The following is an 18,155-nucleotide window of genomic DNA, read 5'->3' as shown; positions in this document are numbered from 1 at the left end:
TGCCCCGATGAGGAGCAGCTCTGCCCTCCTGAGCCTGCGGGCACCGTTTCCCTTCGCGCGCGCCCGTGCGTGATCCTCATCCTGGCGCCGTTGGTGCGCCGAAAGCTGGCTCCAGGCGTGCTGAGACCGGGAGCCAGCCTGTTCCGGCGAGTGCCTCCGAGACGAAGACCCTTTCAAGCCTTCCCCCCAACAAGGTTTGAAGTGCACTGCCAAGACCCAGCGTAGGCACGCCCCCGTGCCGGCGCAACGTTCCGGCGGTGTTTTCGGGCAGGTTCGACGGTCAGAAGGCGGCGTACATGGTCCGCTGCGGACCGGCCTCGCTGCCCAGATAGGCGCCTTTGTCGGCAAAACCCGCCTTCAAGTACGCTCCCTGCCCGGCGGGGTTGTGCTCGTTGACTGAAAGCACGACGCCGGCCTGCCCGCCTCCCAGCCTGGCTGTCAGTTTGGCGGCCGCCGCCACCGCCGCTGAGGCTGCCGCCTGTCCCAGGCCCTGGCCCTGCCGCCGCCTGTCGATCAGGAACCCGCGCAGCAGCCATGCGGAGTCGTCGTCGGGCCAGCCCGCGAGGCGGGCTGCCCCCGACTGCAGGGTCAGCACCCCGGCTGCCCTGCCGCCGGCCTCGATGACATAGGGCCTGCGGGACGGGTCCTCGAGCCCCGCCAGCATCATGCGCAGGGGGTCGCCCACAAACTCCTGCTGGCCAGGGGCGAGTTCCAGTTCCGCCACCGCACCCAGCTGGATGGCCCGGGCATCGGCATCCAGGTCGCGCAATGGAATGAGCCATACGTCCGGACACATACGCTGTCAGGAAGCAGGTGCCGTCCCGTCCGCGGGCGGGCCTGCCGGATCCATCCACATGACCTCCCACAGGTGCCCGTCGGGGTCCTGGAAGCTGTGGCTGTACATGAAGCCGTAATCCTGCACCGGCTGTGATTCTGTTCCGCCTTCTGCCAAGGCCTTGCTCACCATCTGGTCCACAGCCTCCCGGCTGTCCACGGAGAAGGCCATGATGGCTTCATGGGCCGAGGTTGCGTCCACAATCTCCTTCGAGGTGAACGTCTTGAAGAACTTCTCCACGAGGAACATGACATAGGCGTCGTCGTTGATCACCATGCACGTGGCGTTCTCGTCCGTGTAGTCCTGGTTGAACGTGAAGCCCAGGGCGGTGAAGAAGCGCGTGGACCGGTCGAGGTCCTTGACGGGCAGGTTCATGAAGATTTGGGTAGCCATGCGCCCAAACCTAGCACCGGTTTACTGGCCGTAGAAGACCTTCTCAAAGACCCCCCGGGCACGCCTGCTCACCCGCAGATAGTTCTCCTCGAACGCCGTGGCCATCCCTTCCTCGTAGCCGCACCATCTGGCCACGGCCTCCAGGTCGCGGCGGGACGAGGGCAGCAGGTCGGAGGCGCGGCCCGTCCAGATCACGTTCGCAGAACGGATCCGGCTGGCGAGCCGCCACGCGTCGGCCAGCAGGGCGGCGTCACCGTCTTCCAGCAGCCCGAGTGACGCAGCCGCGCGGAGGGCCTTCAGTGTGGATGTGGTCCGCAGTTCGGGATGTTTTCCGGCGTGCTGCAGCTGCAGCAGCTGAACGAGCCATTCCACATCGCTGAGGCCGCCCCGCCCCAGTTTGAGGTGCCTGGCGGGATCGGCACCGCGGGGAAGCCGCTCGGACTCAACCCGTGCCTTGATGCGCCGTATCTCCCTGACATCCGCGTCGGAGACGGTCTCCGGGTACCGGATGGGATCGATCAGCTTCACGAAGTCGGCCGCGAGCCCGTCGTCGCCGGCGATCGGCCGGGCACGGAGCAGTGCCTGCGCTTCCCAGATGAGCGACCAGCGGCGGTAGTACTCGCTGTAGGACTCCAGCGACCGCACCATGGCGCCGCTCTTGCCCTCCGGGCGGAGGTCGGCGTCGACGGCCAGGACCCGCTCAGCCATGATCGCCGGCTTGAGCGGCTGCGTCAGGAGGCTGGACACGTGGGCCACGATCTTGGCGGCCTGCTGCTGGGCTTCGTCGTCGGAGGCACCGGGCAGCGCACGGTGGACGTACAGGACATCGGCGTCTGACCCGTAGCCGATCTCCTGCCCGCCCTGCCTGCCCATGGCCACCACCAGCACCGAGGTCTTCAGCGGGCCGGCGGCGGAGACAATGTTTTCTGCCACCCGCAGGGCACCCAGGATGGCGGCCCGGTCCGTTTCGGCCAGCGCCTCCCCCACCTGGTCCTGGGCGAGGAGCCCGGCGCTGTCCGCGATGGCGATCCGCAGGATTTCCCGGCGGCGGATGAGCCGGATGAGGCGCATGGCGCTTTCCGGGTCGGCGTGCCGGGACATCTTGGAGGCGATCTCGCCCCACTGGGCCTCGAAGCTGAGCGGCGTCAGGTCCTTGTCCGTTCCCAGCCAGGACACTGATTCCGGCGATACTTCGAGCAGGTCGGCGATGAGGCGCGAGTTGGAGAGCATGTGGCACAGCCGTTCGGCGGCTGCGGCCGAGTCGCGGAGCATGCCGAGGTACCAGTGGGTTGTGCCGAGGGACTCGCTGATCCTGCGGAACGCGAGCAGCCCGGCGTCGGGGTCTACGCCCTCGGCCAGCCAGCCGAGGAGGATGGGCAGCAGCTGCCGCTGCAGCGCGGACCGTCGGCTGACCCCGCCCGTCAGTGCCTCGATGTGGCGGAGGGCGCCCTGCGGGTCCCGGTAACCGAGCGCCGCGAGCCGGCCCTGCGCGGCTTCCGGCGTCAGGCGCGCATCCTCGCTGCTGAGCTTTGCGGCCGTGTTCAGGAGCGGACGGTAGAAGATCCGGTCGTGGAGTTCGCGCACCGAGCGCTTTGTCCGCTGCCACGCGGCCAGCAGCGCATCCGGGTGGGGCCGGTCGGTGGAGAACGGTCCCAGCACCGCCTTGGCGAGGGTCCGGAGGGCTTCCTCTTTGACGGGCATCAGGTGGGTGCGGCGCAACTGGAAAAGCTGGATGCGGTGTTCGAGGAGCCGCAGATACCGGTAGGCGCGGTCGAATTCGGCTGCGTCCGCCCGGCCGATGTAGCCGCCGGTCGAGAGCGCAGCGATGGCCGACGTCGTGTCCCGGCGCCGGAGCGATTCGTCTGATTTGCCGTGCACGAGCTGGAGCAGCTGGACGGTGAATTCAACGTCGCGCAGCCCGCCCCGGCCCAGCTTGATTTGCCGCTGTTCCTCGGCCGGGGGGATGTGTTCGGTCACCCGGCGGCGCATGGCCTGAACAGATTCCACGAATCCGTCCCGGCTCGCCGAGGTCCACACGAGCGGTGAAACGGCCTCCTCGTACCGGGCGCCCAGCTCTGCGTCACCCGCAATGGTCCTGGCTTTCAGAAGTGCCTGGAACTCCCAGCTTTCCGCCCAGCGGGCGTAGTAGCTCTGGTGTGAGGCGAGCGTCCTGACCAGCGGGCCGGACTTACCCTCCGGGCGGAGGTTGGCGTCAACTTCCCACAGGCCCGGTTCACGGGCCGGGGAGGAAATGGCGCGCGAGATGCCGGAGGCCAGCGCCGTGCCGATGGTGTTGGCCCGGGCGTCGTCCAGCTCCCCTGCCTCCACCACGTAAATGACATCGACGTCGGAAATGTAGTTAAGTTCGCGGGCACCGCACTTGCCCATCCCGATCACTGACAGTGCGACGTCGGCGACCTCGCCGGCGTCGAACTTTTCCGCCGCTTCAGCGCGGGAGACCGCGAGGGCGGCCTCGATGGCGGCCCCTGCCAGGTCGGCAAGTTCGGCACCGACGGCGGGCATGAAGTCCAGCGGGTCAGCGGCGCAGAGGTCCTTGACGGCGAGGTCCACCACGCCCCGGCGGTACGCGGTGCGCAGTGCCTCATAGGCCTCCGGGCCGGCGATGCCTGCCACCGGACGGGCGGCGCTGGGGTCGGCGCGGACGGACCTGAGCAGCTGGGCGCGCAGCTCGGCGGGGTCTGCCGGGAGCGGTTCCGGACTGGCGTTCACGCTGAACGCGTCCAGGTGCTCCGGACGCCTGATCAGGAACTCACCAAGGGCCTCGCTGGCGCCCAGGACCCGGTACAGCGGTTCGCTCACGTCCGTGTCCGCCGCTGCCAGCTTCCGCAGGTCGGGGTGCTTTTCGATCAGCCGGACAAGCGACTGCAGGGCGGCATCCGGGTTGGCCGCCAGTTGCAGGCCGGCAAACAGGACATCCTGGTCAATGCCCTCCAGCTCGGGGGCGGCGAGGAACCGCTCCCCCTTCTCCAGGTCACTGAAGCCGGCGGTAATGAGCCGGCGGGCCAAGCTCACCGCGGCCGCCTACAGAATGGCCAGGTTGCGCTGCAGCTCATAGGGGGTGACCTGCAGGCGGTAGTCCTGCCATTCCGCGCGCTTGTTCCGAAGGAAGTGCTCGAAGACCTGTTCACCCAGGATCTGCGGCATCAGTTCGGAGTCCTCCATGGCACGGATTGCGTCATGCAGGCTGGCGGGAAGGGGGTCATGTCCCATTGCCCGGCGCTCGGCGGAGCTCAGCGACCAGATGTCGTCCTCCGCCGCGGCGGGCAGTTCGTAGCCTTCCTCGATGCCCTTCAGTCCCGCACCCAGAAGCACCGCGTAAGCCAGGTAGGGGTTGGCAGCGGAGTCGATGCCGCGGTATTCGATCCGCGCGGACTGTCCCTTCCCGGGCTTGTACAGCGGGACCCGGACGAGGGCGGAACGGTTGTTGTGGCCCCAGCTCAGGTAGCTGGGCGCCTCTCCCCCGCCCCAGAGGCGCTTGTAGGAGTTCACGAACTGGTTGGTGACCGCCGTGAACTCGGGGGCATGCTTGAGGATGCCCGCGATAAACTGGCGCGCCGTCTTGGAGAGCTGGAACTCCGCGCCCGCCTCGAAGAAGGCGTTGGTGTCACCTTCGAAGAGCGAGAAGTGCGTGTGCATGCCGGAACCCGGGTGCGCGGTGAAGGGCTTGGGCATGAACGTGGCGTATGTGCCCTGCTGCAGCGCCACCTCCTTGATGACGGTGCGGAACGTCATGATGTTGTCCGCAGTCTGCAGGGCGTCGGCGTAGCGCAGGTCGATTTCGTTCTGGCCGGGGCCGGCTTCGTGATGGCTGAACTCCACGGAGATGCCCACGGATTCCAGCATGGTCACGGCCGTGCGGCGGAAGTCCTGGGCCACGCCGCCGGGCACGTGGTCAAAGTAGCCGCCTTCGTCCACCGGAATGGGTGATCCGTCGGGGCCGGGCTCCTGCGACTTGAGCAGGTAGAACTCGATCTCGGGGTGCGTGTAGCACGTGAACCCCATGTCGGCTGCCTTGGCGAGGGTGCGCTTGAGGACGTTGCGGGGGTCCGCCGCGGAGGGCTCGCCGTCGGGAGTAAGGATGTCGCAGAACATGCGGGACGTCTGCTCCGTCTCGCCGCGCCACGGAAGGATCTGGAAGGTGGACGGGTCCGGCTGGGCCAGCATGTCCGACTCGAAGACCCGGGCCAGGCCCTCGATGGCTGAGCCGTCAAAGCCAAGGCCCTCATCGAAGGCACCTTCGACCTCGGCGGGTGCCAGCGCCACCGACTTGAGCGAGCCCACGACGTCGGTGAACCACAGGCGCACAAAGCGTACGTCGCGCTCTTCGATCGTGCGCAGGACAAACTCTTGCTGGCGGTCCATTAAGCCTCTTCTCCGGTCTGCATCCATGCCCTGGTCCGTCCACAACGGAGCAGCGGCAGCTCACGAATCACTTTACTAAGCATTTAGGTGTAATGCTGGCCGGGCTCCACCGCGTAACACAGCGTTAACACGCGGACGGTGAACGGCAAGCCAAGGACAGGCAAACCGGCTATGACACGAATCACCCATGATCCCGTGGCGCCCGGTGGCTAGCACAGCGGGTCGCGGACTACGCTCTTGGCATGGCCTCAACCAGCAGTCCCGATCCAAGCACGTCCGCTGAAGTACCTGCACCTTACGGGAACGGCCCCGCAGCAGCTGCGGCACCGGCGTCGGAACCCGCCAAAAAGCCCCTTTCCCGGATCCGCACGCACCACCTGCAGCAGGCCAAAACCAGCGGCGAACGCTTCGCCATGCTCACGGCGTACGACCAGTACACGGCTGAGATCTTCGACCAGGCCGGCATCGAGGTCCTGCTGGTGGGCGACTCCGCGTCCAACAACGTCTTCGGCAACGAGACCAGCCTGCCCGTCACCGTCGATGAACTGCTGCCGCTGTGCCGTGCGGTCACCCGTTCGGCCAAACGGGCCCTGGTGGTGGCGGACCTCCCCTTCGGCAGCTATGAGGTGTCGCCGCAGCAGGCCGTTGCCACCGGCGTGCGTTTCCTCAAGGAGGGCCTCGCGCACGCCGTGAAGCTCGAGGGCGGCAAGTTCTACGCTGACACCGTCAGGGCGATGGTCCAGGCCGGAATTCCGGTCATGGCGCACATCGGCTTCACGCCCCAGAGTGAGCATTCCCTGGGCGGCTACCGCGTGCAGGGCCGGGGCGACGACGCCGCGCGCCTCATTGAGGACGCCGCGGCGCTGGCCGACGCCGGCGCGTTCTGCGTCCTCATGGAAATGGTTCCTGCTGAAACAGCAAAGGCCGTGGACGCCGCCATCCCCGTGCCCACTATCGGCATCGGCGCGGGCAACGCCACCACGGGCCAGGTTCTGGTCTGGCAGGACATGGCGGGCCTCCGCGGCGGCAGGATGGCCAAGTTCGTCAAGCAGTACGCGGATCTCCGGACCATGCTGGGCGACGCCGCCAGGGCCTATGGCGACGACGTCCGCTCGGGACAGTTCCCCGGGCCGGAACACTCCTTCTAAAAGCGGGAGTTCCTTTCAGTCCTCGTCGCCCTTTTCCCAGGCTTCATTGCGGGCCTTGACCTTCTCGAGGGCGTGTTCCGCCTCTTCCCGCGTCTTGTACGGACCGATCAGCTGGGTCCAGTCCGACATCGCGTCTTCCTCCACCATGTGGGTCTTGACGTTGTACCAGTACTCGGGCATCGGGATTCCTCGCTTTCCGGTTTAACAGCAGGCCGGGGCCGTGATCCACGTAACTTAACCCGCAACGGCTGGCACCGGGCGCATTAATTTACATGGCGTTCTGTACTGCCTTATATGATCAATCTATGCCTTCCTTAGCCTCGACCGCACCCACCGGCACGCTTACGCCGGGAACCGTCAGCCCGCAGCGGCCGGTTCCCGCGTCGATCCCGCGGCCTGAGTATGTCGGCAAGCCAGGCCCGGCCAAATTCACGGGCTCGGAGGTCAAGTCACCCGAGACCATCGAGAAAATCCGGGTGGCGAGCAGGATCGCAGCCCAGGCCATCGTGGAGGTGGGCAAGCACATCCGGCCGGGCATCACCACCGACCAGCTGGACGCCGTCGGCCACGAGTTCCTGCTTGACCACAACGCGTACCCGTCCACGCTGGGGTACCGCGGCTTCCCCAAGTCGCTGTGCTCTTCGCTGAATGAAGTGATCTGCCACGGCATTCCGGACAGCACAGTGGTGCAGGACGGCGACATCATCAACATCGACATCACCGCCTTCATCGGCGGGGTCCACGGCGACACCAACCACACCTTCCTGGTGGGCGATGTGGACGAGGAGTCGCGGCTGCTGGTTGAGCGGACCAGGGAGTCCCTCAACCGTGCCATCAAGGCCGTTGCCCCCGGCCGCCAGATCAACGTCATCGGCCGCGCCATCGAGTCCTACGCCAGGCGTTTCGGCTACGGCGTTGTCCGCGACTTCACCGGCCACGGCGTAGGCGAGGCCTTCCACACCGGACTGATCATCCCGCACTATGACGCCGCGCCCGCCTACAACACCGTGATCGAGCCCGGCATGGTGTTCACCATCGAACCCATGCTGACCCTCGGCACCATCGAATGGGACATGTGGGCCGACGACTGGACCGTAGTAACCAAGGACCGCAAGCGCACCGCGCAGTTCGAACACACGCTCCTCGTCACCGAATCAGGTGCCGAAATCCTTACCCTTCCCTGACGCCAGGCGACCGCCCGCGTCTTTGAGGGCAATTCACCCTTGCCCAACCCGAGCCCCTACCCTGCCACGAACGGAATCCCATTGGCCAAGAAGGACGAAAAGACCCGCAAGAACGCCCCGCTGATCGGTATCGACATCGGCGGCACCGGAATCAAGGGCGGCATCGTAGACCTGAAGAAGGGCAAGCTGATCGGCGATCGTTTCCGCTTGGCAACCCCGCAGCCGGCCACGCCGGAAGCGGTGATCGAGGTCGTGGCCAAGGTCGTCGAGGAACTCTCGGCACGTCCCGACGCGCCGGCTGCGGACAGCCCCATCGGCGTGACGTTCCCTGGCATCATCCAGCACGGCGTGGTCCACTCCGCCGCCAACGTGGACAAGAGCTGGCTCAACACGGACATTGATGCGCTGCTCACGGCGCGCCTTGGCCGGCCGGTGGAGGTCATCAACGACGCCGATGCGGCCGGCCTGGCCGAAGCCCGGTACGGTGCAGGCGCCGGAATCGGCGGCACTGTCCTGGTCATCACGCTGGGCACCGGCATCGGTTCCGCGTTCATCTTCAACGGCCACCTCGTGCCTAACGCCGAACTCGGCCATCTGGAAATCGACGGCTTCGACGCCGAAAGCAAGGCGTCCGCAGTAGCCCGGGAACGGGACGGCCTCAGCTGGGAAGAGTACAGCGTCCTGCTGCAGCGTTACTTCTCCCACGTCGAGTTCCTGTTCTCCCCCGAGCTCTTCATCGTCGGCGGCGGCATCTCCAAGCGCGCCGACGAGTACCTGCCGCGACTGAAGCTGCGCACGCCGATCGTTCCTGCTGAGCTGAAGAACGAGGCCGGCATCGTGGGCGCTGCCCTGGAGATCGCCGTCAAGCACGAGCTGGCGAAATAGACCCGCTTACCCCAGCAAGCCCGAAGGCGGCAGACAGGATGTCTGCCGCCTTCGGCGTTTCGTCAGCGCCGCCCACAACGGGTGCGGACAGCCCACAACAATGCGGACAGAGCTCACACGAGTTAGGTAAACTGCAGCCAGGCAGTGATATTCACACACCAAAGGATGAGCCCATGAAGCGCAAGGCCACCGCCCTCGACGTCGCCAAGCTGGCAGGCGTCTCGCGGAGCGCTGTGTCGCTGGTGCTGAACGGCCGCGGCAACGGCAATGTGGCGCTCGAAAGCCAGCAGCGGATCCGCGATGCGGCCGCTGCCCTCAACTACTCCCCCAACAAGATCGCGCTGAGCCTGCGCAACCAGCAGTCGCGGATCATCGGAATCGTCTCGGACCAGGTGGTCACCAGCCCGTTCGACGGCAACATCATTGCCGGCGCGGACGCCGTCGCCCGGGAACACGGCTTTGTCACCGTGGTCATGGATACGGAACTGGACGAGTCCCGCGATGAAAGCGCCGTCGAAACCCTGCTGGACCGCCAGGTGGACGGCCTGATGTACGTGACCGTGGGCCTGCGCCCGCTGCATGTGCCCCCGAACATGGCCCGGGTCCCGTCGATCCTGGCCAACTGCTTCGATGACCGGCCGAACGCCGGGCTGCCGGCGGTGATCCCCGACGAAGTCCGCGGCGGCCGGGAAGCTGCCGGGCACGTCATGGGCCTTGGCCACCGGGACATCGCCTTCCTTGCCGGCGACTCCCTGACCCCTGCCGCGCCCCGCCGGATCGAGGGCTACCGTCAGGCCTTCAGCAGCGCCGGGATGCCTGTTAATGAGGACCGGGTCCTCCAGGTGGGCTGGGACATCGACGCCGGATTCCACGGCGCCATGAAACTCCTCGATGGCACGGAGCCAGGGGCTCGGCCCACCGCCATCCTGTGCGCCAACGACCGCCTGGCCATCGGCGTCGTGCTGGCCTGCTACCGTCTGGGCCTGAGTGTCCCGCAGGACGTGTCGGTCATGGGCTACGACGACGAATTCCGTGTTGCGAAGACCATGGTCCCGGCGCTCAGCACCATGGCCCTGCCGCTTCGGGAGATGGGGGCGGCGGCCATGACGTCGCTGCTCGCCGAGGTCGGGTCCGTCCCGGGCGGAGAGAACCCCGACGACGGGGCGCCGGCTACCGCCCCCAGTTCCGCAACCGAGACCATGGTTCCCTGCCAGCTGGTGGTGCGGGACTCCACCGGGCCGGTCCCCGCCGGGCGCTGACCTGGCCGGACGCTCCAGCCCGGCCGGCCCGGCCGGCCCAGCCCGGCCGGCCCGGCCGGGTCAGGCCGGCGGGCTAGGCGGGCTGCGTGAGTTCCCAGACGTCGGCCGCAGCTCCCGCGGGGAGGCGCAGCTGCCATTCCTCACCCGCTGCCGGGTAGGCCCGGAGCGTCGTCGCGACGGAACCGGCCCGGTAAACCTCCACGAGCGAGGCATCCACGAACACCCGCAGCTCCTCCCCCGGCCGGATGTTCCCGCTGAAAACGGTCTGGCTGTTGCCGTTGCCGGCCAGCAGGAGTTCGACGGCGGTGTCCGGCGACTCTAATGCACCTGCCGTCACCACGGCCTCGGCAAAGCCCGGCAGTGTCACCGTCCCCGAAGCCTGGCTGGCGCGCAGCGCTCCACGGTAGGCATTCACCTCGGGGGCGGGGCTGACGGCCAGGGAACCATCCACCACGGAAAGCTCGCGGGGGAACGTCAAAACCCCGGCCCAGCCGGCGGCATCGATGTCCTCCTGGCTGCGGCCGCGCCGGCCGTCGCGCCCCGGGCCCTCGTTGGCCCAGCCCCACAGCAGGGCCCGGTCCTCCAGAGCCACCACCTGCGGAGCGTAGAAGTCGCGGCCAAGGTCCGACTTTCCGCCGGCCCGGGGCGTGAACACGGGCAGTCCAGTCGCGGGGTCCTCGGTCAGCGACCCGATCAGGTGGCCCACCCCGTTGGCGTGCTCGTGCGCGTCACCGGAAAGCCACAGCGAGAACATCATCACCCAGGTGCCCGGTTCTGTGGAGCTGCCATCGGGCACGCGCACCAGCTGCGGGCACTCCCATATCTCGGCCGGGGTGAACTCCGAGGCCACCGGGTGGTCGGAGGTCAGCCAGATGCCTTGGTACTTCCAGTCGGACATGTCCTCCACGCTGTACAGGAGCAGTGCGGCCTGCCCCGTGGCCAGCCCGGCGCCCTGGATGGCGTACCGCTTGCCCTTGAACGTGAAAATGAACGGGTCCCGTACCGCCGTCACCATCCCGTCCACCGGCATTGTGGCCGCCACATGCCCTGTCTGTTCCCAGTGGACCAGGTCCTCCGAGCCGCGGGCGATGACCACCTGCGAGTGGCCGCCGTCGCTGCGGACGCCGGAGTAAGCTGCGGTGGGAACACCGCCGTCGTCCGTCACCACGCCTGTCCAGCAGCCGTACTCGTCCGGGCCGCCGTCCTGCGGGCGGAGCGCGACCGGGTGTTCCTCCCAGCGGACCAGGTCGGCCGAACTCACGTGGCCCCAGGCGATCTTGTGGTGCCGGGCCGAGTCCGGGTTGTACTGGAAGAAGACGTGGTACCGGCCGTTGATGAAGCTGATGCCGTTGGGGTCGTTGATCCAGCCCTGTGCGGGGCGCGGGTGGAACCGGGGGAAGGCGGGGTCGGGGTGGGTGGCGGCGACATCGGCAAAGTGAACGGTGTTGGAGTGAACGGTGTTGAAGTGAACGGCGGCGAGGTCCGGGGAGGGCATGGCGGGGCCTTTCGGGCTTGAAGGAATTGGGGCTATTTGCCGGTGCCGGCCGTGAGGCCGTCCTGCAGTGCACGCTGGCCGAAGATGAAGACCACCAGCGCAGGAATCATGGACAGGACCACGCCTGCGAGCACCACTGAGATGCTGCCGGTGCCGAGATTGCCCTGGAGCGAGACGAGTCCCAGCGGGAGGGTGAAGTTCTGTTCGGAAATGGTGAGGATGAGCGGGCGGAAGAACTCGTTCCAGTGGAAATTGAAGGCGAGGATTCCCACGATCGCCATGCCGGGCAGCGCCAGCGGCGCATACACCGAGCGGAAGGTGCGCCAGGGGCTGGCTCCGTCAATCGACGCCGCCTCGGCAAGTTCGGCCGGGAGGCCCATGAAGTACTGGCGCATCAGGAAGGTGCCGAACGCCGTCGGAATGGCCGGCAGGATCAGGGCGAGCAGCGTGTCCGACAGGCCCATGCCTCGGATGAGCATGAAGACGGGCACAATCGTCACCTGCACGGGCACCATCATGGTGGCCAGCACGATCGAGAACAGCGCCCCGCGGCCGCGGAACTTCAGGTGGGCGAACGCGTACCCCGCCAGCGCTGCGGAAATCATCTGGCCGACTGCGATCAGCCCGGTCACCAGGGCACTGTTGAGGACGAGGAGGACGATGTTCAGCTGCTGGAAGACCTCCCCGTATGAGGTGAAGTCCGGGTTCCAGGGGATGAACGACGGCGGCAGCCTGAAGGATTCCGACGGCGAACGCAGCGACGTGGACAGGGTCCACAGCACCGGGCCCAGCGTCAGGGCGGCCGCGAGCACCAGCAGGAGGATCCGGACGGCGAAGCTCCAGTTGAACCTTTTCCGGCTGGGCGCCGTTACGGGGAGGCCTTCGGACAGCCGGGGGGAATGTCCGGCCAGGCCGTGGTCAGTTGTGGTTGTCATGGCTGGCCTTACTGGTAGAAGACGAATCGTTTGCTGAGCCGGAACTGTGCGGCTGTGATGGCCATGATGATCAGCGTGAGCAGCACGCCAATCGCGGACGCCTGGCCGAATTCGAGCCGCTGGAAAGCCGATTCGAAGATCACCATGACGGCGGTCCGGGTGGAGTCGCCGGGGCCGCCGCGGGTCAGGACGTAGGGCTGGTCGAACAACTGCAGGGCGCTGATGATGGCCATCACTGAAGCCACCAGCGTGGTGGGGCTCAGCAGCGGCAGGGTCACGTGGAGGTGCTTGCGCCAGCCGGTGGCGCCGTCAATCGAGGCCGCTTCGTACGTCTCGCCGGGAATGGAAGCCAGGCCGCCGATAAACAGCAGGAAGGAGAAGCCGAAGTTCTGCCACACGTAAACAAGGATCACGACGGCGGCGGACCCGCCCGGTGTGGTCAGCCAGGGCACCGCGGGGATGCCCGCGAGGGACAGGAACCAGTTGACCACGCCGAACTGTTCGTTGAAGAGGTACCGCATGAAGATGGACACCGACGCGGCGGAGAGGATCAGCGGAAAGAAGAACGCGGACCGGAAAAACACGCGCAGCCACGCCGGCATCTTCTCCTGCACCATGATCGCCAGCGCCAGTGCGAGGCCCAGCTGGAGGGCCACGGCCACCACCACGAAAACGATGGTGTTCAGGAATGACACGCGGACGGTGGGGTCCTGGACGACTTCGGAGAAGTTGTCGAAGCCAACAAAGGCGGGCGCCGAAATGATGTCCCACCGGAAGAAGGCCAGGACCACGGAGGCCACGATGGGGATCAGCGTGAACATGCCCATGCCCAGGATGGTGGGGGCCAGGAAGATCCAGGCCAGCCAGCGCTGGCTGTGCCTGCCGTTGTTTCCGCGCGGGGTGCGGGCGCCGGGGGCGCCGCCGGCGCCTTCAGTACCGGCCGCCGTCGTGCTCCTGCGCTTTACGGCCCGCTTGGGCCGCTCCCGCGATGGCGTGGTGGTGCTCATGACTGCCTCCTCAGGGCAAGTTCAAGGTCGCGCTGCATGGAGGCGAGGGCCTGCTTGAGCTGCCGCTCGTCCCCGCTGACTGCGAGCGATACGTTTTTCATCAGGGCCGTTTCGACGGCGGCCTGCTGGGGCGGTGCCGGGATGGGGCCGGTGGTCGGGAAACGGTCCAGGGTGTCGTAGAAAACCTTCCAGTGGGCGGGCCCCTTGCCGGCGTACAGCTGTTCGTTGACCATGGATCGGCGCGCCGGCGTCGTAATCGGGTTGGGGAAGATCAGTTCCATGGCCTCGCGGCTGGAGCTGAACTTGACCCATTCCCAGGCTGCATCCTTGTCCTTTGCGGTCTTCATGATGGCGTAGCCGGCGGTGCCGAACTGGTGGCGCTGGGTCTTCCAGCGCGGGAAGAACTGGACGTCGAAATCGTTCGCGCCCATGCCTGCCTCGTGCAGGCCCTGCACCCAGTAACCGCCGGCGGGCGTGGTGCCGATCCGGTTGGAGGCGAACAGGCCCACCAGGGAGCTGCCGCCGCCTTCCTCGGGGCGGACGCCCAGGCCGTCCTTGACCAGCCCGCGGAGGTAGTCGAAGGACTCAAACACGCGGTCGTCGTCGGCATTGGGTTCCAGCCACTGGTAGCCGCCGGAACGGAGGCTGCGTGAGGGGTCGTCGGCGTAGAAGCCGTCCCAGAGCCACTCGCCGCCCGCCGACCTGGTCTCCTTGAGGAAGCTGGTGTCGTTGGCGTAGAGCCACGGCACCACGCCCCCGAAGAGGCGGTTGGTCCAGTAGTAGGGCGTGAAGTCCGAGGTCCGGGCCTTGCGCATGGCCGCGAGGCTGTTGCGGAAGTCCAGGTGCGTCCAGTCGTCCGCCGGCCGCTCCAGTCCGGCCTGCGCAAAGGCGGCGGAGTTGTAGTACATGTTGGCCGCGTTCCAGTCCATCGGGAGCTGGTAGAGGCTGCCCTTGTACATGAAGGCTTCCACCAGGCTGGGGTGGACGTCATCGAAGAACTCCTTCATGTCCGTGGCGTCGCGACGGATGTATTCGTCCAGCGGGTGGGCAAGCTTTTCCGCGAACAGCTGGGCGCCCTCGGTGGCCACGTACACTACGTCCGGCGGAGTTCCCGCGGCCACCATGGTGAGGATCTTGGTGAAGAAGTCTTTCCAGTCCACGGCCTGGATGGCCTGGACCTTGACCCTGAGCTCCGGGTGGAGCCGGGTGAAGGCGTTGATGGCACGCTGGCGGGCGGCGGCGTCTGCGGCGGTGCCCATAATGGCGATGCTGAGGCTGTTGTCTCCGCGGCCCGGAATGTCGGTGCCGGAGAGCCGGGGCCACGACGCCACGGTTGCTCCGATGATTCCCGCGCCAAGGGCACCGAGGGCGGTGCGGCGGGTGATTTCCCGCAGGTGCCCGTTTGGAACTCCGGTCATGTTCGTTTTCCTTCCTAACACGTGTTAGGAACTGTAGAGGAGTCACCTAACACGTGTCAAGCATCACAAGGGAACGTGCAGGGAGTCCTGCCCGCATTTATGGATTTGCTGCCCGGCGGCATCCCAGGATGGACGCCCGCACGGGGATGCCTAGCAGTCTGGAGCGTCAAAAGGAGCCGATAAGGCAGAAGCACCCGGCCTTGACCCGGTCGGGTGCTTCTGGTGCTTACGCATCGGCCGCCTGCGGCGTCTGCACTGGAGCCGGTGGCGGCTGCGGCTTCCCCTCCGCTGCCGCCACCGGAGATTTTAGAGCGTGCTCTTCGCGGTGTTCTTCGCTGCCGGGCTCTTGCCTGTACTCTTCGCGTCGGCGTGCTTGGCGTCCGGGTTCTTGGCGTCCGGGGTCTTCGCATCCGGGCTCTTGGCGTCCGGGCTCCTGACCGCGGAGTCCTTGTCCCCGGGCTCGGACGCCTTGCCCCCGGCCCCGGGGGCTGCCGCCTCCTTGGCCTCGGCGTCGGACTCGTGCCGGAGCAGCGCAATGGCTGATTCGAAGTCCTCGAGCGATTCAAACGCCTGATAGACGCTGGCGAAGCGGAGGTACGCCACCTTGTCCAGCTTCTGCAGCGGACCGAGGATGATCAGGCCAACCTCGTGGGCGTCGATTTCCGCCGCACCGGAGGCCCGGATGTTCTCTTCGACTTCCTGCGCGAGCATGGCGAGGTCGTCCTCGCTGACGGGCCTTCCCTGGCAGGCCTTGCGCACGCCGTTGATGACCTTGCTGCGGCTGAAGGGTTCGCCGACGCCGGAGCGCTTGATCACGGACAGGCTGGTGGTTTCCACGGTGGTGAAACGGCGCCCGCACTCGGGGCACTGCCGGCGGCGCCGGATAGCGGAGCCGTCATCGGCCATCCGGCTGTCCACCACGCGCGAGTCAGGGTTGCGGCAGAACGGACAGTACATGTTGTTCCTCCCCCGTTCTTTCCCCGCTGTTTAACAGACGCTTCCGGCACCATTTTACGGCTACATATGGCCGAATAACAAGCCTGTAATTACTACATGTAGTGGGTCACCACTACATGTAGTGGTCAGCGCCCAGCCTGGAAGCGGACCGTGACCGCATCGCCGTGCGCCGGGAGATCCTCCGCTCCGGACAGGCTGACGATGTGCCCGCTGACCTGCCCCAGTGCAGCCTCCGAGTAGTTGATGACCTGGATGGCGCGCAGGAACGTCGTGACGTTCAGCCCGGACGAAAACGCCGCCGTGCCGCTCGTGGGAAGCACGTGGTTGGAGCCGGCGCAGTAGTCACCCAGGCTGACCGGGCTGTAGTCGCCGACAAAGATGGCACCGGCGTTGCGGATCCTCGCAGCCACGGCGGGAGCGTCCGCCGTCATGATCTCCAGGTGCTCGGCCGCGTACGCGTCGCACGCCGCGATGCCCTGCTCGAGGTCGTCGACAAGCACGACGCCGGACTGCGGACCGGACAGCGCCTCGCGGACCCGCTCGCTGTGCTTGGTGGATGCCGCCTGCAGTTCCAGCTCCTCACGGACGTCCGAGGCGAGCTTGAGCGAATCCGTGATCAGGACCGAGGCAGCCTTCGGGTCGTGCTCGGCCTGGCTGATCAGGTCGGCGGCAACGAAGGAGGGACGGGCCGTGGAGTCCGCAAGGATGGCGATTTCGGTGGTACCTGCCTCGGAGTCGATTCCCACCACGCCCTTGACGAGGCGCTTTGCTGTGGCCACGAAGATGTTCCCGGGCCCGGTCACGACGTCGACCGGTTCCAGCGCGGCGGCGCCGGCATCACCGGGCACACCGTAGGCGAAGGCGGCGATGGCCTGCGCCCCGCCGATGGCGTACACCTCGTCAATACCCAGCAGCGCCGCGGCGGCCAGGATGGTCGGGTGCGGAAGACCGCCAAAGTCCTTCTGCGGCGGCGACGCCAGCGCGATCGATTCCACCCCTGCGGCCAGCGCCGGAACGACGTTCATGATCACGGAGGACGGATACACCGCCAGGCCGCCGGGAACGTAGAGTCCCACGCGTTTAACCGGCACCCACTTCTGGCTCACCACCGCGCCGTCGCCGAGGGAGATGTCGACGTCGGCCGGGCGCTGCCCGTCCGCGAACCGCCGGGCGCGGCTGATGGACTCTTCCAGCGCCGAACGCACGGCCGGATCAAGCCCTTCGAGGGCCGACTGGAGCGCCTCGGCCGGAACACGCGGGTGGGCCTGCTCCACGCCGTCGAACTTCTGCGCGAAGTCCGCAAGGGCGGCAAAGCCGCGCTGCCGGACAGCCGTGATGATGTCCGTGACCTTCTGCTCGGCGTCCGCGACCGTCTGCTGCCGGGCCCGGGGCACCGCCTCGCGGAGTTCGGCCAGGCTGAGGCTGCGGCCGCGCAGGTCAACGGTGCGGAAGTCGACGGCGGGGATATTCTGGCGTCCCTGCGAATCTGGGCTGGTGGGGCTGTCCGGAGAAGTGGTCACCGGTTCATTTTACGCGCCGCCGCTCCGGTCCTGATTCTGTTGCCGGCCCTTGTTGCGGCCGTTAGTTACAGCGGCCGTTACTGCCAGGTGCGGGCGTCATCCGCGTCGTGGTCCGCGGAGGTGCGCAGGAGCCCGATGATGCGCAGGACGAAGAAGCCGGCTGCGACTGCCGCGGGCCACAGTACGAGGACAGTCAGGGACCGCAGCGAGAAGGCAACACTGGCGTTGGCCGATGTGTCCTGCGGACCGCCCAGCCAGCCGCCCGCCAGCACGCCGGTCTGCCATGCCAGGACAGCTGCAGCGGCGCTTGCCGCAACGGAGAGCAGCAGCAGCCGCCGCGTTCCGCCGTCGCGCCGGCCGGACAACAGCACAGCCACAAGGCAGCCAGCCAGCACGAACAGTCCGGCCAGCACCAGGTCCCGGGGCAGCCAGCCCTGGCTGTTGGTTCCGGATGCCAGCGCCGCGTTTCCCGACATGAGGTTCTTTCCGCCCGGGGCCAGGAGCCACCACAGGAGCCCGGCCGGAATGCCTGCCGCGATGATTCCCGACACCCATAGCCAGTCCCGCCGTGTACCCCGGCGGATGCCCCGGGCCAGGTCGGACGAACGGACCGGAGGGGGTGCAGGGTGGGTCATGAAGAAACGTTAACAAATGTGGCCGGCAAATGTTGGCCGGCGGCCGCGGCACATGCCTGCCATCCGCCGGTGTGCCCCATCGGGCCGGAAGCCCAATAGTC

At 67.1% G+C, this 18,155-nt stretch carries 15 protein-coding genes and 1 pseudogene; 4 read left to right on the top strand and 12 right to left on the bottom strand.

The genetic code is table 11. From position 1 onward, the window contains the following. Positions 1–280: 280 nt before the first annotated feature. Genes ACFTR6_RS16460 through glnA form a run of 4 tightly spaced genes read right to left on the bottom strand, consistent with a single transcriptional unit; the run spans position 281 to position 5,611 of the window. Positions 281–796, bottom strand: coding sequence for a GNAT family N-acetyltransferase (locus tag ACFTR6_RS16460; RefSeq protein WP_076798003.1), 516 nt, complete (start codon positions 794–796; stop codon positions 281–283). A 6-nt stretch (positions 797–802) separates the two neighbouring features. Continuing rightward, a complete protein-coding gene (locus ACFTR6_RS16455; RefSeq protein WP_377958650.1) occupies positions 803–1,228 on the bottom strand; it encodes a VOC family protein in 426 nt (141 codons plus the stop codon). A gap of 21 nt (positions 1,229–1,249) precedes the next feature. Further along, positions 1,250–4,261 carry a bifunctional [glutamine synthetase] adenylyltransferase/[glutamine synthetase]-adenylyl-L-tyrosine phosphorylase gene (locus tag ACFTR6_RS16450; protein ID WP_076798005.1) on the bottom strand — a complete coding sequence of 1,004 codons (3,012 nt, stop codon included), beginning with the start codon at positions 4,259–4,261 and terminating at the stop codon, positions 1,250–1,252. Between the two features lie 9 nt (positions 4,262–4,270). Further along, complete coding sequence (gene glnA / locus ACFTR6_RS16445; protein ID WP_076798006.1) at positions 4,271–5,611, bottom strand: type I glutamate--ammonia ligase; 1,341 nt, start codon at positions 5,609–5,611, stop codon at positions 4,271–4,273. A gap of 242 nt (positions 5,612–5,853) precedes the next feature. Here glnA and panB point away from each other — a divergent pair, with 242 nt between their 5' ends. Next, positions 5,854–6,759: a 3-methyl-2-oxobutanoate hydroxymethyltransferase gene (gene panB, locus ACFTR6_RS16440; RefSeq protein WP_076798007.1), complete on the top strand. Its 906-nt coding sequence runs from the start codon at positions 5,854–5,856 to the stop codon at positions 6,757–6,759. A gap of 15 nt (positions 6,760–6,774) precedes the next feature. On the opposite strand, the gene ACFTR6_RS16435 is transcribed toward panB, so the two are convergent. Next, positions 6,775–6,939 carry an SPOR domain-containing protein gene (locus ACFTR6_RS16435; RefSeq protein ID WP_140416644.1) on the bottom strand — a complete coding sequence of 55 codons (165 nt, stop codon included), beginning with the start codon at positions 6,937–6,939 and terminating at the stop codon, positions 6,775–6,777. A 125-nt stretch (positions 6,940–7,064) separates the two neighbouring features. On the opposite strand from ACFTR6_RS16435, the gene map reads away from it, so the two are divergent. From map to ACFTR6_RS16420, 3 genes are all read left to right on the top strand, one after another. Continuing rightward, positions 7,065–7,943, top strand: a complete 879-nt coding sequence (map, locus tag ACFTR6_RS16430; protein ID WP_377958649.1) for a type I methionyl aminopeptidase — start codon at positions 7,065–7,067, stop codon at positions 7,941–7,943. An 81-nt stretch (positions 7,944–8,024) separates the two neighbouring features. Continuing rightward, the gene (gene ppgK / locus ACFTR6_RS16425) at positions 8,025–8,828 is read left to right on the top strand and encodes a polyphosphate--glucose phosphotransferase (protein ID WP_377958648.1); all 804 of its coding nucleotides are present in this window, start codon (positions 8,025–8,027) and stop codon (positions 8,826–8,828) included. Between the two features lie 173 nt (positions 8,829–9,001). Beyond that, entirely contained in the window at positions 9,002–10,087 is a 1,086-nt protein-coding gene (locus ACFTR6_RS16420) for a LacI family DNA-binding transcriptional regulator (RefSeq protein ID WP_076798010.1), read from the top strand. A 73-nt stretch (positions 10,088–10,160) separates the two neighbouring features. Here the strand turns inward: ACFTR6_RS16420 and ACFTR6_RS16415 are convergent, their stop codons facing one another. The 7 genes and pseudogenes from ACFTR6_RS16415 to ACFTR6_RS16385 all read right to left on the bottom strand — a co-directional run bounded on the left by ACFTR6_RS16415 (position 10,161) and on the right by ACFTR6_RS16385 (position 18,054). Then, on the bottom strand, positions 10,161–11,582 hold the full coding sequence (locus tag ACFTR6_RS16415; RefSeq protein ID WP_377958647.1) for a glycoside hydrolase family 32 protein: 1,422 nt from the start codon (positions 11,580–11,582) through the stop codon (positions 10,161–10,163). A 32-nt stretch (positions 11,583–11,614) separates the two neighbouring features. Continuing rightward, positions 11,615–12,517, bottom strand: coding sequence for a carbohydrate ABC transporter permease (locus ACFTR6_RS16410; protein ID WP_076798012.1), 903 nt, complete (start codon positions 12,515–12,517; stop codon positions 11,615–11,617). An 8-nt stretch (positions 12,518–12,525) separates the two neighbouring features. After that, positions 12,526–13,524 (bottom strand): carbohydrate ABC transporter permease, encoded by a 999-nt coding sequence (locus tag ACFTR6_RS16405; protein WP_377958646.1) that lies wholly within the window; start codon positions 13,522–13,524, stop codon positions 12,526–12,528. Then, entirely contained in the window at positions 13,521–14,942 is a 1,422-nt protein-coding gene (locus tag ACFTR6_RS16400; RefSeq protein WP_377958645.1) for an extracellular solute-binding protein, read from the bottom strand. Before ACFTR6_RS16400 ends, ACFTR6_RS16405 begins: the two co-directional genes overlap by 4 nt. Positions 14,943–15,407: 465 nt before the next feature. Continuing rightward, positions 15,408–15,899: pseudogene (gene nrdR / locus ACFTR6_RS16395) on the bottom strand (transcriptional regulator NrdR); the annotation flags it as partial. Between the two features lie 125 nt (positions 15,900–16,024). Then, entirely contained in the window at positions 16,025–17,419 is a 1,395-nt protein-coding gene (hisD, locus tag ACFTR6_RS16390) for a histidinol dehydrogenase (protein ID WP_377958644.1), read from the bottom strand. Between the two features lie 77 nt (positions 17,420–17,496). Then, on the bottom strand, positions 17,497–18,054 hold the full coding sequence (locus ACFTR6_RS16385) for a hypothetical protein (protein WP_377958643.1): 558 nt from the start codon (positions 18,052–18,054) through the stop codon (positions 17,497–17,499). Positions 18,055–18,155: the final 101 nt, after the last annotated feature.

This window comes from Arthrobacter sp. NPDC057009 (assembly GCF_042673905.1).
Taxonomy (GTDB): domain Bacteria; phylum Actinomycetota; class Actinomycetes; order Actinomycetales; family Micrococcaceae; genus Arthrobacter.
Note: the sequence above shows the minus strand (reverse complement) of the source record. Positions and strands in the feature narration are given on the sequence as shown.

Coding starts and splice junctions, on each gene's coding strand:
- ACFTR6_RS16460 (WP_076798003.1), bottom strand. CDS start 796: ATGTGTCCGGACGTATGGCTCATTCCATTGCGCGACCTGGATGCCGAT.
- ACFTR6_RS16455 (WP_377958650.1), bottom strand. CDS start 1,228: ATGGCTACCCAAATCTTCATGAACCTGCCCGTCAAGGACCTCGACCGG.
- glnA (WP_076798006.1), bottom strand. CDS start 5,611: ATGGACCGCCAGCAAGAGTTTGTCCTGCGCACGATCGAAGAGCGCGAC.
- panB (WP_076798007.1), top strand. CDS start 5,854: ATGGCCTCAACCAGCAGTCCCGATCCAAGCACGTCCGCTGAAGTACCT.
- ACFTR6_RS16435 (WP_140416644.1), bottom strand. CDS start 6,939: ATGCCCGAGTACTGGTACAACGTCAAGACCCACATGGTGGAGGAAGAC.
- map (WP_377958649.1), top strand. CDS start 7,065: ATGCCTTCCTTAGCCTCGACCGCACCCACCGGCACGCTTACGCCGGGA.
- ACFTR6_RS16420 (WP_076798010.1), top strand. CDS start 9,002: ATGAAGCGCAAGGCCACCGCCCTCGACGTCGCCAAGCTGGCAGGCGTC.
- ACFTR6_RS16415 (WP_377958647.1), bottom strand. CDS start 11,582: ATGCCCTCCCCGGACCTCGCCGCCGTTCACTTCAACACCGTTCACTCC.
- ACFTR6_RS16410 (WP_076798012.1), bottom strand. CDS start 12,517: ATGACAACCACAACTGACCACGGCCTGGCCGGACATTCCCCCCGGCTG.
- ACFTR6_RS16405 (WP_377958646.1), bottom strand. CDS start 13,524: ATGAGCACCACCACGCCATCGCGGGAGCGGCCCAAGCGGGCCGTAAAG.
- ACFTR6_RS16400 (WP_377958645.1), bottom strand. CDS start 14,942: ATGACCGGAGTTCCAAACGGGCACCTGCGGGAAATCACCCGCCGCACC.
- ACFTR6_RS16385 (WP_377958643.1), bottom strand. CDS start 18,054: ATGACCCACCCTGCACCCCCTCCGGTCCGTTCGTCCGACCTGGCCCGG.